Source organism: Bradyrhizobium sp. B097, from assembly GCF_038957035.1.
In the GTDB taxonomy this organism is placed as follows: domain Bacteria; phylum Pseudomonadota; class Alphaproteobacteria; order Rhizobiales; family Xanthobacteraceae; genus Bradyrhizobium.
This window is the reverse complement of record NZ_CP152412.1, coordinates 5,153,065-5,168,859: the sequence shown is the minus strand read 5'-3', so window position 1 is coordinate 5,168,859 and position 15,795 is coordinate 5,153,065. Positions and strand designations below refer to the sequence as shown.

The following is a 15,795-nucleotide window of genomic DNA, read 5'->3' as shown; positions in this document are numbered from 1 at the left end:
ACTGGTCGTGCGAATACTGCACTGCACAGCTTTCCACCTTGCGTAACCGCCGCAGATGACGGCATATTCCGGCCCGGAGGCGACAGGCCCCCGGACGGTTTCCAAGACGTACGGACAACCTGTCGAACACGAAAAAGGCTGGCCACGCGGGCGACGGGCTTCGCGGCGATGGCGTATGGGGGAATCTTTTTGGCCGATGAGTTCATTCTCGAAACCAGCGGATTGACCAAGGAATTCGCGGGTTTCTTTGCTGTTCGCGACGTTGCGCTGAAGGTGCGTCGCGGCAGTATCCATGCGTTGATCGGGCCGAACGGCGCCGGCAAGACGACCTGTTTCAATCTGCTGACCAAATTCCTGAAGCCGACGGGCGGGCAGATTCGCTACAAGGGCCAGGACATCACCGCGATGCCGCCGGCCGACGTGGCGCGGCTCGGGCTGGTCCGCTCGTTCCAGATCTCGGCGGTATTTCCGCACATGACGGCGCTGGAAAACGTCCGCGTGGCGCTGCAGCGCCAGCACGGTTCGTCATTCGATTTCTGGCGCTCGAAGACCGTGCTCGACCGCTTCAATCCGCGTGCCCATGAACTGCTGAACGACGTCGGCTTGAGCGAATTCGCCAACACGCCGGCGGTCGAGATGCCGTACGGCCGCAAGCGCGCACTCGAAATTGCAACGACGCTTGCGCTCGACCCCGAGATGATGCTGCTCGACGAACCGATGGCCGGCATGGGCCACGAGGACATCGACAAGATTGCGGCGCTGATCAAGCGGATCTCCGCCAAATACACCATCCTGATGGTCGAACATAACCTCTCGGTGGTGGCCAACCTCTCCGACATCATCACCGTGCTGACGCGCGGGCAGGTGCTGGCGGAGGGCAACTACGCCGACCTCTCCAAGGACGAGCGCGTGAAGGAAGCCTATCTGGGAGCGGGTCATGGCTGAGGCAAAACTGGCGGAGAGGCCCGTGGCTGCGGCCGGCGCCGAGGTGCTGACGGTCAGCGATCTGCAGGCCTGGTACGGCGAATCCCATATTCTTCACGGGATCAATTTCAACGTGAGGGCGGGCGAGGTGGTGACGCTGCTCGGCCGCAACGGCGCCGGCAAGACCACGACGCTGAAGTCGGTGATGGGCGTCATCGGCAAGCGCACGGGCTCGATCCGCTTCGACAACAAGGAAATCATCCGCGCCACCTCCGACAAGATCGCACGGCTCGGCATCGCGTTCTGCCCCGAGGAGCGCGGCATCTTCGCCAGCCTCGACGTGCGCGAGAATTTGCTGCTGCCGCCGGTGGTGCGCCCGGGCGGCCTGCCGCTCGACCAGATCTTCACGCTGTTTCCCAACCTGAAGGAGCGGCTCACCAGCCAGGGCACCAAGCTCTCGGGCGGCGAGCAGCAGATGCTGGCGATTGCGCGCATCCTGCGCACCGGCGCGCGCTTCCTGATGCTGGACGAGCCGACCGAAGGGTTGGCGCCGGTCATCATTCAGCAGATCGGGCACACCATTGCGCGCCTGAAGTCGGAGGGATTCACCATCCTGTTGGTCGAACAGAATTTCCGCTTCGCCTCGACCGTTGCCGACCGCTACTACATCGTCGAGCACGGCAAGGTGATCGACGGCTTCGCCAATTCGGAGCTGTCGGCCAACATGGACAAGCTGCATACCTACCTCGGCGTTTGAAATCGCCGGAGCCAGAAAATTTAAGAACTGAGGGAATACGCCATGAGGAATACGATTTCAGCGCTTCTGCTTGGCACCGCGATGGTGCTCTCCGTCGCAGGCGTCGCCTCCGCTGACGACAAGACAGTGAAGATCGGCGTGTTGTCGGATCAGTCCGGCCTCTATGCCGACCTTGCCGGCCCCGGCTCGACGCTGGCGGCACAGATGGCAATTGAGGATTCCGGCCTCAAGGCCAAGGGCTGGACCATCGACCTGATCTCCGGCGATCACCAGAACAAGCCCGATATCGGCACCACCATCGCCCGCCAGTGGTTCGACGTCGATAAGGTCGACACCATCGTCGACGTGCCGAATTCCGGCGTCGCGCTCGCTGTGAACAACATCGTGAAGGAGAAGAACGGCGTCTACATCAATTCGGGCGCCGCGACCTCGGACCTGACCAACGCGCAGTGCTCGCCGAACACGGTGCACTGGACCTACGACACCTACATGCTCGCCCACGCCACCGGCCAGGCGCTGGTGAAGGCGGGCGGGGACACTTGGTTCTTCCTGACCGCGGACTACGCCTTCGGTGCGGCGCTGGAGCGCGATACCGCGGCGGTCGTTACCGCCAATGGCGGCAAGGTGGTCGGCGGCGTCAAGCACCCGCTCAACACCGCCGACTTCTCCTCGTTCCTGCTGCAGGCGCAGGCCTCCAAGGCCAAGATCATCGGTCTCGCCAATGCCGGCGGCGACACCACCAACTCGATCAAGCAGGCGGCCGAGTTCGGCATCGTCAAGGGCGGCCAGAAGCTCGCCGCGCTGCTGCTGTTCCTCACCGACGTCAAGGCGATCGGGCTCGAGACCGCGCAGGGCCTCAACTTCACCGAGACGTTCTACTGGGACCTCAACGACAAGACCCGTGCGTTCTCGAAGCGCTTCTCGGAGAAGATGAAGAGCGGCGCTCCCCCGACCATGGTGCAGGCCGGCGTCTATGCGGGCCTCACACATTACTTCAAGGCGCTGGAAGCGCTCGGCGGCAATCCGCATGACGGCGCCAAGGTGGTCGCGAAGATGAAGACCATCCCGACCGACGATCCGCTGTTCGGCAAGGGCGAGATCGAGGCCAACGGCCGCGTCACCCACGACGCCTATCTGTTCGAAGTGAAGAAGCCCTCGGAGTCCAAGGGTCCGTGGGACTTCTACAAGCTGGTCGGCACCGTGCCGGGCAACCAGGCCTTCACGCCGCTCGACAAGAGCACCTGTGCGCTCCTGAAGAAGTGACGATCATGCCCGCCGGCCATGGGCGTGGCCGGCGGGCTTCATCTATCCAGCGAAAGCTCATTCGATGCAGGCTCTCTACGCACAGCTTCTGGTGGGACTGATCAACGGCTCGTTCTACGCGCTGCTCAGTCTGGGGCTCGCCGTCATCTTCGGCATGCTCAACATCATCAATTTCGCGCATGGCGCACTCTACATGATGGGCGCCTTCGTGGCGTATTTCCTGCTCAATCTGGGCGGCATCAACTACTGGTGGGCGCTGCTGATCGCCCCTGTCATCGTCGGCATCTTCGGCATGATCCTCGAGCGGACCATGCTGCAATGGCTCGCCGGGCTCGACCACCTCTACGGACTGCTGCTGACGTTCGGCATCGCGCTGATCGTGCAGGGCGTGTTCCAGAACTATTTCGGCTCCTCGGGCCTGCCTTACTCGATCCCGGATCAGCTCAAGGGCGGCGTCAATCTCGGCTTCATGTTCCTGCCGATCTATCGCGGCTGGGTCGTGATCTTCTCGCTGGTGGTGTGCCTTGCCACCTGGTTCCTGATCGAGAAGACACAGCTCGGCGCCTACTTGCGCGCGGCTACCGAGAACCCGACGCTGGTACGGGCCTTCGGCATCAACGTGCCGCGCATGATCACGCTGACCTACGGGCTCGGCGTCGGTCTCGCCGCGCTCGCCGGCGTGCTGTCGGCGCCGATCAACCAGGTCCGCCCGCTGATGGGCGCCGATCTCATCATCGTGGTGTTCGCGGTGGTCGTGATCGGCGGCATGGGCTCGATCATGGGCTCGATCATCACCGGCTTCGCGCTCGGCGTGATCGAGGGACTGACCAAGTATTTTTATCCCGAGGCCTCCAACACCGTGGTGTTTGTCCTGATGGTGGTGGTGTTGCTGGTGAAGCCAACGGGACTGACGGGACGGGCGGCCTGATATGTCAGCATTGACCGACGATACACTTCCGATGACGCCGCGCGCGATGCGCGACGAGATGATCGTATTCGCCGTGATGGCGGTGCTGCTGGCCGTGGTGCCGTTCACGGGAATCTATCCCTTCTTCGTGATGCAGGCGCTGTGCTTTGCGCTGCTCGCCTGCGCGTTCAACCTGTTGATCGGCTATGGCGGCCTGCTGTCGTTCGGCCACGCGATGTTCCTCGGCACCGCCGGCTACGTCTCGGCGCATGCGCTGAAGGTGTGGGGGCTGCCGCCGGAGCTCGGCATCGTGGCCGGCACCGCCGCGGCGGCCTTGCTCGGCCTCGTCACCGGCTTCATCTCGATCCGCCGCCAGGGCATCTACTTCTCGATGATCACGCTGGCGCTGTCGCAGCTGCTCTATTTCATCTATCTGCAGGCGCCGTTCACCCATGGTGAAGACGGCATCCAGGGCATCCCGCAGGGGCACCTGTTCGGGATCTTCGACCTGTCGAAGCCGACGGTGCTCTACTACGTCGTGCTAGTCGGCTTCCTTGCCGGCTTCCTCCTGATCTACCGCACCATCAACTCGCCGTTCGGCGAGGTGCTGAAGTCGATCCGCGAGAACGAGCCGCGCGCGATCTCGCTCGGCTACAAGACCGACCAGTACAAGATGCTGGCCTACATCCTGTCCGGCACGCTGGCGGGCTTCGCCGGCTCGCTGAAGGTGTTCGTGGCGCAGAACGCCTCGCTCACCGACGTGCACTGGTCGATGTCCGGCGAAATCGTGCTGATGACGCTGGTCGGCGGTCTCGGCACCATCTTCGGCCCGGTGGTCGGCGCATTCGTGATCATCGCCATGCAGCAATATCTCGCCGGTTTCGGCCAGTGGGTGACGGTGATCCAGGGCGTGATCTTCGTGGCCTGCGTGCTGCTGTTTCGGCGCGGCCTGGTCGGCGAGCTGGCCCACCTGCTGCGGCGGTCGCTGTAGGGCAGGGCGCCGATTTGCTGCCGACTTAGCGGTGGACGACCGCCCGTTCGGGCGGTCGATCCGGGTATTTTCCACGCCAGATGCTCTATGACAGTTCTGTGACAGTCGCTAAAAGGGCTGTCCCGGAACGATGGAATTGAGACATGCTGCGCTGGTTTCGCGCCTTTCTGCCCAAGGAAGAGCGATTTTTCGACTTGTTCGCCCGCCACGCCCAGACCTCCGTGCAGTGCTCGTTGGCGCTGCAGGACATGCTGAAGGGCGGCGAGGAGACCCCGGTCTTCTGCCAGCGTGTCAATCAGTTCGAGAACGACGCCGATAGCGTCACCCGCGAGGTCCTGACCGCGGTTCGTCGCACCTTCATCACCCCGTTCGACCGCGGCGACATCAAGAACCTGATCACGTCGATGGACGACGCGGTCGACCAGATGCAGGCGACCGCGAAGGCGGTCATGCTGTTCGAGGTGCGCGAGTTCGAGCCGCCGATGCGCGAGATCGGCACCCTGATCGTCGAATGCGCCAATCTGGTCGTCCGCGCGCTGCCTCTGTTGCAGGCGATCGGACAGAACGTCTCGATGCTGACCCAGATCACCGAGGAGCTGACTAAGCTCGAGGGGCGGGTCGACGATCTCCATGATATCGGGCTCAAGGAATTGTTCCTGAAGCACCGCGACGCCAACACGATGGACTTCATCGTCGGCGCGGAGATCTACGATCATCTCGAGAAAGTGGCCGACCGCTTCGACGACGTCGCCAACGAGATCAACTCGATCGTGATTGAACAGGTTTGAGCATGATCCGGAAAAGTGTGCAGCGGTTTTCCCTGCGACAAACGCGAAGCGTTTGCGCGGAGATCATGCTCAAGAAAACACGATAAGTCGGGGACATCACGTGGACGCCACGCTGGGTCTTCCGGTCCTGACCATCCTGATCGCGGTCGCGTTGCTGTTCGACTTCCTGAACGGCCTGCACGATGCCGCGAACTCGATCGCGACCATCGTCTCGACCCGCGTGCTGCGGCCGCAATATGCGGTGTTCTGGGCGGCGTTCTTCAACTTCGTCGCCTTCGCGGTGTTCGGCCTGCACGTCGCCAACACCATCGGCACCGGGATCATCGACCCGTCGGTGGTGGACGCCACCGTGATCTTCGCCGCGCTGGTCGGCGCGATCGTCTGGAACGTGATCACCTGGGCGCTCGGCATTCCATCGTCGAGCTCGCATGCGCTGATCGGCGGCCTGGTCGGCGCCGGCATGGCGAAGGCGGGCATCTCGGCGGCGGTGTGGAGCGGGCTCACCAAGACCTTGCTCGCGATCGTGCTGTCGCCGCTGGTCGGCTTCCTGCTGGCGCTGGTGCTGGTTGCGATCGTGTCCTGGCTCTCGGTGCGCTCGACGCCGTTCGCGGTCGATCGCGCCTTCCGGATCCTGCAATTCGCCTCGGCGTCGCTCTATTCGCTCGGCCATGGCGGCAACGACGCGCAGAAAACCATGGGCATCATCGCGGTGCTGCTCTACTCGCAGGGCCATCTCGGCGACAAGTTCGAAATTCCGTTCTGGGTGGTGCTGGCCTGCCAAAGCGCAATGGCGCTGGGCACCCTGATGGGCGGCTGGCGGATCGTGCGCACCATGGGGTTGCGGATCACCAAGCTGACGCCGATGCAGGGATTCTGCGCCGAGACCGGCGGCGCCGCGACGCTGTTCATCGCGACCTATCTCGGGGTCCCCGTATCGACCACCCACACCATCACCGGCGCCATCGTCGGCGTCGGCGCCGCGCGGCGGCTGTCCGCCGTGCGCTGGAACGTAGCGAGCTCGATCGTCTACGCCTGGGTGATCACGATCCCGGCCTCGGCCGCGGTCGCAGCCGCGACCTATTGGGTCGTGCAGGTTCTGAAGTAGCGTTTTCGAGCGAAGTGGAAGCCGGTTCGCGTCAAGAAAACGCGTCCAAAATAAGTGATCCGCCGACGAGCTATCGCGGTCGCCGACGCGCACATGCAGGAGCAATATTAGCCCAACTCGCTGACCACGGCGGAAATGAAGCTCTTGAGCTTTGGCGTCTGCCGGCGGTCGGGATGGTAGATCAAGTGAATGGGACGTGACGGCGTCTCGTAGTCAGGCAACACTTTGGTGAGACGTCCGGAGCGCAAGCCTTCGCGCGCCAGATCCTCGGCGATGAATGCGATGCCGAACCCGTTCAAGGCGGCGACGAGGAGCGCCTTGGCGTCATTCACCAGCAAGCGATGCTTGACCTCGACCGTGTAGGTTTCCTCGTCGCGCACGAAGCGCCAGGTATTGGCAATCGGCCCGGAAGTCGACGCATACGCCAGGCACTCGTGTGCCTCGAGATCGAACGGCGTTGCAGGAACACCTCTTTCGCGCAGGTAGTCGGGTGATGCACAGGCGACGAGCCGAAAAGGCGCAAGCTCGCGAGCCATGAAGCTGGAGTCCGCGAGCGGGCCGATACGGAACACCGCCTCGAACTCCTCCTCGACCAAGTCAACGAAGCGATCGCTGAGCACAAGATCGACCTCCACCCCGGGGTACTGCCTCAAGTAGCGTGCGATGACCGGCGTCAGGCTTTGTGCGCCAAACGACAACGGCGCATTGACCCGCAGGCGCCCGCGGGGAGCTCCCTTTGCCTCGTCGGCGAGGGAATCCGCCCAGTCGGCATCCGCCAACACCAGCTTGCAGCGGTCGTAGTACGCCTTGCCGATGTCCGTCAGGCTCTGGCGGCGAGTCGTGCGGTTGAGCAGGCGCGCGCCAAGCCGGGTTTCCAGCCATGTCACGTGCTTGGCGATCATCTGCGGCGACATGCGCAGAGCGCTGGCGGCCGCAGCGAAGGAACCAACCTCCGCCGCCTTGACGAAGGCGGCCATGCTGGCGAGGCGATCCATTCCCTACTCCTGGTAGTGACACCCTTGTGCGGAGCGCTGTTTATACCCGAATTGAAAGCCAATAGGTAGATTGCGACTGGTCCTTGGGGGCCAATGCTAGAAAGGCCGTTGTCATGACCAAAATCGGGATCATCGGATCTGGCAATATCGGCGGTGCGCTGACGGAGCTGTTCAGCAAGGCCGGGCACGAGGTCGCCATCGCCAACTCGCGCGGGCCGGATTCGCTTACGGACCTGGCTCGGGAGACCGGTGCTCGGCCCGCGACGATTGCGGAGGTGGTGCGGGGAAGTGAGATCGTGGTGGTAGCGGTGCCGATGCGACGCGTCGGCGAACTCCCGTCGGACCTATTTGCGGATGCGCCCACCAACCTGATCGTCATCGACACAAGCAACTATTATCCGCGGCAGCGGGATGGCCGCATCGAGCAGGTCGAGGCGGGAATGACCGAAAGCGGCTGGGTCCAGCGACAGCTCGGGCGCCCGGTTGTCAAAGCGTTCAACTCAATCATCGCCGGGCACCTGCTGAACAAGGGCAGGCCTGCCGGAGGTGTCGGCCGGGTCGCGCTGGCGGTCGCGGGCGACGATGCACAAGCCAAAGCGACGGTCATGCGGCTTGTCGAAGAGATCGGATTTGATGCGGTCGACGCCGGCACGATCGAGCAGTCCTGGCGCCAGCAGCCCGGCTCACCCGGATACTTGAAGGATTATGATGCCGCCGGCGTTCGCCGAGCGCTGGCCGAAGCGACGGGGGTGCGCACGCCTGACTGGCAGGCGACGCCGAACAGTCCGGGCACATTCGCGTCGCCGGCTTAGCCGTCGTCATGAGGAATTGGTGGAAAGCGGTTCAATGAGCTCATTGATGTCGCGTCGCGCGTTTGCAGCGGCAGCAGCAGCGCTTGCGTTTCTGGGCACCGGATCGAAGTGCGCGACTGCGCAAGTGGCTGATTCTCGTCCGCCGACGGTCGATACGTCCAATCCGAAGCAGGTCGCGGACGGCGTGTGGGTCGTGTCGGACAACCGGGTTTGGCTCGTGCCGAACATCGGCATCATTGTCGGCAAGGACGCGGCCCTGGTGGTCGATTGCGGGCTCGGGCCTGCGAACGGCGAGAAGATCCTGGAGCTTGCCCGTAGACTTGCCGGTCCGCGCCGGCTGATGCTGACCCTTACGCATTTTCATCCGGAGCACGGCTACGGCGCGCAGGTGTTCCGGCGTGACGCTACGATCCTTTACAACCGCATCCAGCGTGACGAGCTGGCGGAGAAGGGCGCGCGCTACATCGACCTTTTCCGGAAGACGCAGACTGCCGCCGCGGCAGCGGCCCTTGATGGGACGACCATCGTCATGCCCGATGTCATCTACGACGGACCGCGATTAGAGGTCGATCTCGGCGGCCGGATCGTGGAGCTGCGCAGCGTGGGTACGGTGCACACGCGCGGTGACCAGATCGTCTTTCTGCCCAAAGAGCGGATCCTGTTCGCAGGCGACCTGATCGAGGAACGCATGTTCCCGATCTTTCCGTGGTTTCCGCCGCTGGACACCGATCTCGATGGAACACGCTGGACGCAGGTCCTGAGCAACTTGCAAAGGTTCGATCCCGACTTGATCGTGCCCGGCCATGGTGATCCCGGCACGATCGACATCGCCCTCGGTCTCGCGTCCCACATCGATAGCGTGAGTCGAAGGGTCAGGGCCTTGCGGCAAGCGGGAAAGGCCACCGACGAGATCCTTCGCGAGGCCAAGCCGGACATCATCTCGGCCTATCCCTGCTGGGAGCATCCGGGCCTCATTGACTGGGAAATCAGCTACTACGCGGCACAGCCGGCCTGAGCGCGGCGCGCGCTCGGCCGGCCCGCCCGAGGCCGCGCAAGCCGACATGGAAACATCATCATGCTTGAACGTCGTCATTTCGTTGGAGCCGTGCTCGGCTCGATGTTCATCTCCGATCCGGCCGCCGCGCAGACGCCAGCAGCCAAGGCGGGCGGTTCGGCCCAGCTCGAGCGAGGCAACGCGGCCCTGTCCGCGGTCCCCGCCGCCGAACGCCTGAACGAGCTCGGGCCGGAAAACGCTGCCATGGCGGCATACGCAGGCATGTGGGATGTCACCGAGACGGCGTGGAACAAACCGGGCGGCGATCCAGTCACCACCACCGGGCTCGTCGCCGAGCGCCGCATGATCGGGTCCTACCTTCAGGAGGTCATCCGTCCGGCGTCGGACACCTCGAAGCAGGATATCAAACGCATCGACTATCTGAGCTTTCAACGCGTGGAAGGCCGATGGAAATACGTGTCGATCGAGATGCGCGCGCCGGTGGGCATCATGCCCGCCTACAGCTTCGACCGCGGCGACGGGAAGAGCGTGGTGCTGGTCCACGATCCCTTTGCGATCAGGGGCGGCGGGTCCGATGTGGCAGGGCAGATGCTGCGCATGAACACCGTTGTCACCCGCGACGGGCCTGACCGCGACGTCAAGAACCAACACTTTATCCTGTCTGACGGCGCCGGCACGGTCTGGCTTGCGCACCGTTACGCCTATGCACGCAGAGCGTGAAGCCGACCGACCCTGATCACCTTGAACGACATGGAGCGCTCGCATGGCATCCTGGACAAGTACACTGCTGGCCGCCTTGCTGGTCGCAATACCGGTGACGGGCCGCGCCGCCGACGTCCCCGCGCCGCCGCCCGGCGTGAGCAGCCGGATCGATGCGATCCAGCAACGAGGGACGCTGCGGGTCGCGGTGCTCGACGAGTTTCCATGGCTGATCAAGAACCCCTCGGCCGAAGCCGCGCCGTTCCATGGCCCTGCCTGGCGATTGGCGGAGGAATATGCCCGCCGGCTTGGCGTGAAGATCGAGACGACGCCCGTCACCTCAGAGGACAAGGTCTCGATCCTGGTGAGTGGCGCGGTCGACGTCTCCATCGCCCCGCTGTTGGTGACGCCGGAACGCGAGGCCGTCGCGGATATGATCCCTTATTCCGCCTCGGCGCACTGCGTGTTCGGTCTGGCCGACAATCCCAAGGTGGCGGCGGCCGCCCGGCTCGACGATCTCGATCAATCCGCGGTGACGATCGGTTTCATCGTCGGCACACCACAAGGAGCTTGGCTGCAGAAGCGGCTTGTCCGGGCCGCGCGCGACGGCGTACCCGGGAACCTCACCGACCTCGCGACGGTCGAGATTCTGGCGCACCGCGCCGACGTCGCGCCGATCGACAAGTTCTTCTTCCGTGACCTGCAGAGGAAGCTGCCCGGACTTGTGTCGGTGCCGAAAGACTGCCTGGCGAGCGAGGAGCTGCCAATCTCGATCGGCATGGCGATCGACAAGGGCCAGCCGGCGTTCCTTGATTGGCTGCGAGCAGTGGCGGCGAGCATCAAACCTGACGTGGACGCCGAGATGGCGAAAACTGTCCAAGAAACCGTCCAAGCAGGTCCGTGAGCCGATGCGTCCTCACGCCACCAGCTTCAGCCCGACGATGCCGGACACGATCAGCCCGATGCTGGCGAGCCGCATCGCGGTCGCAGGTTCGCCGAGCAGGATGATGCCGAGCGCCGCGGTGCCGACCGCGCCGATCCCGGTCCAGACCGCGTAGGCGGTTCCAATCGGCAGCGTCTTCAGCGCGATGCCGAGCAGGATCACGCTGCCGGCCATCGCCGCGAGCGTCAGCACCGACGGCACCAGCCGCGAAAAACCCTCGGTATATTTCAGCCCGATCGCCCAGCCGATCTCGAGCAGGCCTGCGGTGAATAGAATGGCCCAAGCCATAACGAACCCTCCGGATAAGGCAGGGTCGTCCCCGCGGATGGTATGGTGAGGAGAAGGTCGTCCTTCCGGTCCCTATATGTGGGTGGTGCGGCCATCCCGCATTGCGACAAAACGCCCTTGATTGCGCCCGTTTTCCCTGCCAAACGCTGCCCCGCCATGTCTGATACCGCTGTTTCAACCGAATCGCCGTCCCGCTCGCCGCTTTCACAGGAAGTGGCGCGACGGCGCACCTTTGCGATCATCTCGCATCCGGACGCCGGCAAGACCACGCTGACGGAAAAGCTGCTGCTGTTCGGCGGCGCCATCAACCTCGCGGGGCAGGTCAAGGCCAAGGGCGAGCGGCGCAACACGCGCTCGGACTGGATGAAGATCGAGCGCGAGCGCGGTATCTCGGTCGTCACCTCGGTGATGACCTTCGAGTTCAACGACCTCGTGTTCAACCTCTTGGACACGCCGGGCCACGAGGACTTTTCGGAAGATACCTATCGCACGCTGACCGCGGTCGATTCCGCGGTCATGGTGATCGACGCCGCCAAGGGCATCGAGGCGCGCACGCGAAAGCTGTTCGAGGTCTGCCGGCTGCGCGACATCCCGATCATCACCTTCATCAACAAGATGGACCGCGAGAGCCGCGACACGTTCGAGCTCTTGGACGAGATCGAGAAGACGCTGGCGCTCGACACCACGCCGATGACCTGGCCGGTCGGCCGCGGCCGCGACTTCCTCGGCACCTATGACGTCGTCAATGGCGGCGTGCGGCTGCTCGAGGGCGGCGGCGCGAAGACCGGCGCCACCGAGCAGATCGACATCGCCGATCTCGGCAAGCGCAACCCCAATCTCGACGTCGCCGAGGTCAGGGATGAGCTCGCGCTGGCCTCCGAAGCCTGCAAGCCGTTCGACCTCGCGGCCTTCCGCGAAGGGCATCTGACACCGGTCTATTTCGGCAGCGCGCTGCGCAATTTCGGCGTCGGCGACTTGCTCGAAGGCCTCGGCAAGTTCGCGCCGGCGCCGCGCGCGCAGGATTCCGATCTGCGCAAGGTCGAGGCGGCCGAGCCGCGCATGAGCGCGTTCGTGTTCAAGATCCAGGCCAACATGGATCCGAACCACCGCGACCGCATCGCGTTCGCCCGGCTGTGTTCCGGAAAACTCAGCCGCGGCATGAAGGCCAAGCTGGTACGAACAGGCAAGAACATGAGCCTGTCGAGCCCGCAATTCTTCTTCGCCCAGGACCGCTCGGTGGCGGACGAGGCCTTTGCCGGCGACGTGGTCGGCATTCCCAACCACGGCACCTTGCGGATCGGCGACACCCTGACCGAGGGCGAGGATCTGACCTTCGTCGGCGTGCCGAGCTTCGCGCCGGAAATCGTCCGCCGTGTTCGGCTGACGGATGCGATGAAGGCGAAGAAGCTGAAGGAGGCCCTGCAGCAGATGTCGGAGGAGGGCGTCGTGCAGGTGTTCCGCCCGCGCGACGGCGCGCCGGCGCTGGTCGGCGTGGTCGGTCCGCTGCAGCTCGACGTGCTGAAGGCGCGGCTCGATGCCGAATATTCGCTGCCGGTCGAGTTCGAGATCTCTGAATTCTCGCTGGCGCGCTGGATCTCGTCCGACGACCGCAAGAAGCTGGAGGCCTTCGTCGCCGCCAACAATTCCGGTATTGCCGACGACGTCGATGGCGATCCCGTGTTCATGGCCAAGAACGAGTTCTATCTCGGCTACACCCGCGAGCGCGCCGAGGGCATCACCTTCTCCAACGTCAAGGACGTGAAGAAGAAGGCGTAGCGCGGCATACGCATCGCGCCGCATCCTCACTGTCGTCCCCCGGCTTGACCGGGGGACCCAGTACGCCGCGGCTTCTCGATTGATCACTGCTGCCTCTGGAATACTGGATCGCCCGGTCAAGCCGGGCGATGACAGTGGAGGTTGGTGCGCGAGCGCGCCGAGGGCATCACCTTCTCCAACATCAAGGACGTGAAGAAGAAGGCTTAGCGCTGCGCCACATGCTCAGTGTCGTCTCCCGGCTCGACCGGGGGACCCAGTACGCCGCGGCTTCTCGATTGATCACTGCTGTCTCTGGAATACTGGATCGCGCGGTCGAGCCGGGCGATGACGGCGGTGTGCGGTACGCGAGCGCGGGGAATTGAACGTGGCCCCGCTTGCCGCGGTCTGGCCGCGGTACCATTTTCCCCGGAACGCATCCTGGGTCCGATCGCATGCTCCGACGCGTCCTCATCTGCCTCACTTTTGCCGTGCTGGCCATTGGTCTCACGGGAAGCGCCTCGGCGCGGCAGCGGCAGCAGACGAACCCGGTGCCGTTCGCACACACACCCTGCAGCGTGCTCGACAATGGGCCGTGTATCCCGTCCTATTGCAGCGTGTTCAACCACGGCCCGTGCCTGCCCGAGATCGATTATCCGTACGGCGAAAATCTCCAGCTCACGATCCTGACCGTGCCGCCCGAGGGTCAGGCCGAGAAGTACCGCAAGCCGGACCATGATCTCGATACCATCGGCGATCTGTTCGCCGCGCTGCGTTCCTGCTGGGCGCCGCCGCCACCCGACGACGCGCGCGAGGGCATGCAGATGTCGGTGCGCTTCAGCTTCAAGCGGACCGGCGAGATGATCGGCACGCCGCGCCTGACATTCGCGACGCGGGGCATCCGCCCCGATACCCGCACGACCTATCTCAACGCGATCAATGCCTCGCTCGGCGCCTGCCTGCCGCTGAAATTCACCGGCGGGCTCGGCGGCGCGCTGGCCGGCCGTCCGATCATGATCCGCTATGTCGACAATCGCGAGTTGGCCAAGCCGGCCGGCAATCAATGATCCGCCCCCCGGCGTGACGGATTGCGTCCCGCCCGGCGAAGATGTTACGCGAAGACAGTAATCAATCAGGGAGGAACATCGTGGGACTGCTCGTCATGATCCTGGGTCTCGTGCTGTTCCTCGGCATCCATGTGCTGAGCAGCCTGCGCGAGTTGCGCGCCGGCATCGTGAATGCGATCGGCGAGGGGGCCTACAAGGGCGTCTATTCGCTGGTGTCGTTCGCCGGGCTCGCGCTGATCATCTGGGGCTTCGGCCACTACCGCGCGACCGGCTGGATCGACGTCTGGACGCCGCCGACCGCGTTCAAGCACATCGCGGTGGCGCTGATGCTGCCGGCCGTCATTATGGTGGTGGCGGCCTATATCCGCGGCCGCATCTACACCACGCTGAAGCATCCGATGCTGGCGGGCGTCAAGCTGTGGGCGTTCGCGCATCTGCTCGCCAACGGCGATCTCGGCTCGATCATCCTGTTCGGCTCGTTTCTCGGCTGGGCGGTCTATGACCGCATCTCGCTGAAGCGCCGCGCGGATGCCGGCGGGCCGCCGATCCCGGTGGGCGGCCCGACCAACGACCTGATCGCGATCGCGGTCGGTGTCATCGTCTATCTGGCGCTGGCGTTTGCGTTCCACCCGGTCGTGATCGGCGTGCCTGTCATGGGAGCCTGACTATGTCTGTTCAATCCGCCATCAAGCGCAAGACCGCGCCGGATCTGCGCGCCCGCAAGAATGGCGAGCCGATCGTGATGCTGACGTCGTACCACGCGCACACCGCGGCGCTGGTCGACCGCCACTGCGACGCCATCCTGGTCGGCGATTCCCTCGGCAACGTGATGCACGGCTTCGAGACCACGGTGCCGGTTACCCTCGACATGATGATCCTGCAGGGCCGCGCCGTGATGCGCGGCTCGCAAGCCGCGCTGGTCGTGGTCGACATGCCGTTCGGCTCCTACGAGGGCTCGAAGGAGCAGGCGTTCCAGTCCGCGGTGCGGATCATGAAGGAGACGCTGTGCGGCGCGGTCAAGCTCGAGGGCGGCGCGCGGATGGCGGAGACGGTGGCGTTCCTGTCCGAGCGCGGCATTCCCGTGATGGGCCATATCGGCCTGACGCCGCAATCGATCAACACGCTTGGCTCGTTCCGCGCGCAGGGCCGCGAGGAGGAGACCTGGGCGCCGATCGAGAACGACGCCAGGGCGATCGCGGAAGCGGGCGCCTTCTCGATCGTGGTCGAGGCCGTCGCCGAGCCGCTGGCGCGCAAGATCACGCAATCGATCGATGTTCCCACCATCGGCATCGGCGCCAGCGCTGCCTGCGACGGCCAGGTGCTGGTGCTGGAGGACATGCTCGGCCTGTCGCCGCGCGCGCCGAAATTCGTGCGCCGCTACGGCAACCTTGGCCCGATGATCGAGGAGGCGATCGCGGGCTATGCGCGCGACGTAAAGAGCCGCGCCTTTCCGGGCCCGGAGCACGTCTACGGCATGAAGAAGAGTTGA

At 64.4% G+C, this 15,795-nt stretch carries 17 protein-coding genes; 15 read left to right on the top strand and 2 right to left on the bottom strand.

What is annotated here, in order from left to right:
- Nucleotides 1–189 precede the first annotated feature (189 nt).
- The 7 genes from AAFG07_RS24430 (at nt 190) to AAFG07_RS24400 (ending at nt 6,735) form a co-directional block, all read left to right on the top strand.
- Nucleotides 190–945: an ABC transporter ATP-binding protein gene (locus AAFG07_RS24430; protein WP_173637121.1), complete on the top strand. Its 756-nt coding sequence runs from the start codon at nt 190–192 to the stop codon at nt 943–945.
- Nucleotides 938–1,681 carry an ABC transporter ATP-binding protein gene (locus tag AAFG07_RS24425; RefSeq protein ID WP_342722414.1) on the top strand — a complete coding sequence of 248 codons (744 nt, stop codon included), beginning with the start codon at nt 938–940 and terminating at the stop codon, nt 1,679–1,681. Before AAFG07_RS24430 ends, AAFG07_RS24425 begins: the two co-directional genes overlap by 8 nt.
- 42 nt (nt 1,682–1,723) lie before the next feature.
- Nucleotides 1,724–2,944, top strand: a complete 1,221-nt coding sequence (locus AAFG07_RS24420; RefSeq protein WP_342722413.1) for an ABC transporter substrate-binding protein — start codon at nt 1,724–1,726, stop codon at nt 2,942–2,944.
- Between the two features lie 64 nt (nt 2,945–3,008).
- The gene (locus tag AAFG07_RS24415) at nt 3,009–3,872 is read left to right on the top strand and encodes a branched-chain amino acid ABC transporter permease (RefSeq protein ID WP_050406473.1); all 864 of its coding nucleotides are present in this window, start codon (nt 3,009–3,011) and stop codon (nt 3,870–3,872) included.
- Between the two features lies 1 nt (nt 3,873).
- A complete protein-coding gene (locus tag AAFG07_RS24410; protein ID WP_342722412.1) occupies nt 3,874–4,842 on the top strand; it encodes a branched-chain amino acid ABC transporter permease in 969 nt (322 codons plus the stop codon).
- A gap of 143 nt (nt 4,843–4,985) precedes the next feature.
- Nucleotides 4,986–5,630 (top strand): DUF47 domain-containing protein, encoded by a 645-nt coding sequence (locus AAFG07_RS24405; RefSeq protein WP_342722411.1) that lies wholly within the window; start codon nt 4,986–4,988, stop codon nt 5,628–5,630.
- Between the two features lie 100 nt (nt 5,631–5,730).
- Complete coding sequence (locus tag AAFG07_RS24400) at nt 5,731–6,735, top strand: inorganic phosphate transporter (RefSeq protein ID WP_342722410.1); 1,005 nt, start codon at nt 5,731–5,733, stop codon at nt 6,733–6,735.
- 107 nt (nt 6,736–6,842) lie between these two features.
- On the opposite strand, the gene AAFG07_RS24395 is transcribed toward AAFG07_RS24400, so the two are convergent.
- The gene (locus AAFG07_RS24395) at nt 6,843–7,730 is read right to left on the bottom strand and encodes a LysR family transcriptional regulator (protein WP_342722409.1); all 888 of its coding nucleotides are present in this window, start codon (nt 7,728–7,730) and stop codon (nt 6,843–6,845) included.
- 113 nt (nt 7,731–7,843) lie between these two features.
- Here AAFG07_RS24395 and AAFG07_RS24390 point away from each other — a divergent pair, with 113 nt between their 5' ends.
- The 4 genes from AAFG07_RS24390 (at nt 7,844) to AAFG07_RS24375 (ending at nt 11,160) form a co-directional block, all read left to right on the top strand.
- Complete coding sequence (locus tag AAFG07_RS24390) at nt 7,844–8,542, top strand: NAD(P)-binding domain-containing protein (RefSeq protein ID WP_342722408.1); 699 nt, start codon at nt 7,844–7,846, stop codon at nt 8,540–8,542.
- Nucleotides 8,543–8,576: 34 nt separating this feature from the next.
- On the top strand, nt 8,577–9,557 hold the full coding sequence (locus tag AAFG07_RS24385) for an MBL fold metallo-hydrolase (RefSeq protein ID WP_342722407.1): 981 nt from the start codon (nt 8,577–8,579) through the stop codon (nt 9,555–9,557).
- Between the two features lie 60 nt (nt 9,558–9,617).
- Nucleotides 9,618–10,277: a hypothetical protein gene (locus AAFG07_RS24380; RefSeq protein ID WP_342722406.1), complete on the top strand. Its 660-nt coding sequence runs from the start codon at nt 9,618–9,620 to the stop codon at nt 10,275–10,277.
- Nucleotides 10,278–10,371: 94 nt separating this feature from the next.
- On the top strand, nt 10,372–11,160 hold the full coding sequence (locus AAFG07_RS24375; protein WP_342722405.1) for a transporter substrate-binding domain-containing protein: 789 nt from the start codon (nt 10,372–10,374) through the stop codon (nt 11,158–11,160).
- Between the two features lie 12 nt (nt 11,161–11,172).
- Here the strand turns inward: AAFG07_RS24375 and sugE are convergent, their stop codons facing one another.
- On the bottom strand, nt 11,173–11,487 hold the full coding sequence (gene sugE, locus AAFG07_RS24370) for a quaternary ammonium compound efflux SMR transporter SugE (RefSeq protein WP_342722404.1): 315 nt from the start codon (nt 11,485–11,487) through the stop codon (nt 11,173–11,175).
- 156 nt (nt 11,488–11,643) lie between these two features.
- Here sugE and AAFG07_RS24365 point away from each other — a divergent pair, with 156 nt between their 5' ends.
- The 4 genes from AAFG07_RS24365 to panB all read left to right on the top strand — a co-directional run bounded on the left by AAFG07_RS24365 (nt 11,644) and on the right by panB (nt 15,795).
- Entirely contained in the window at nt 11,644–13,263 is a 1,620-nt protein-coding gene (locus AAFG07_RS24365; RefSeq protein WP_342722403.1) for a peptide chain release factor 3, read from the top strand.
- Nucleotides 13,264–13,694: 431 nt separating this feature from the next.
- Nucleotides 13,695–14,306, top strand: coding sequence for a hypothetical protein (locus AAFG07_RS24360; protein WP_342722402.1), 612 nt, complete (start codon nt 13,695–13,697; stop codon nt 14,304–14,306).
- Nucleotides 14,307–14,386: 80 nt separating this feature from the next.
- Nucleotides 14,387–14,971, top strand: coding sequence for an NnrU family protein (locus AAFG07_RS24355; protein WP_342722401.1), 585 nt, complete (start codon nt 14,387–14,389; stop codon nt 14,969–14,971).
- Between the two features lie 2 nt (nt 14,972–14,973).
- On the top strand, nt 14,974–15,795 hold the full coding sequence (gene panB / locus AAFG07_RS24350; RefSeq protein WP_342722400.1) for a 3-methyl-2-oxobutanoate hydroxymethyltransferase: 822 nt from the start codon (nt 14,974–14,976) through the stop codon (nt 15,793–15,795).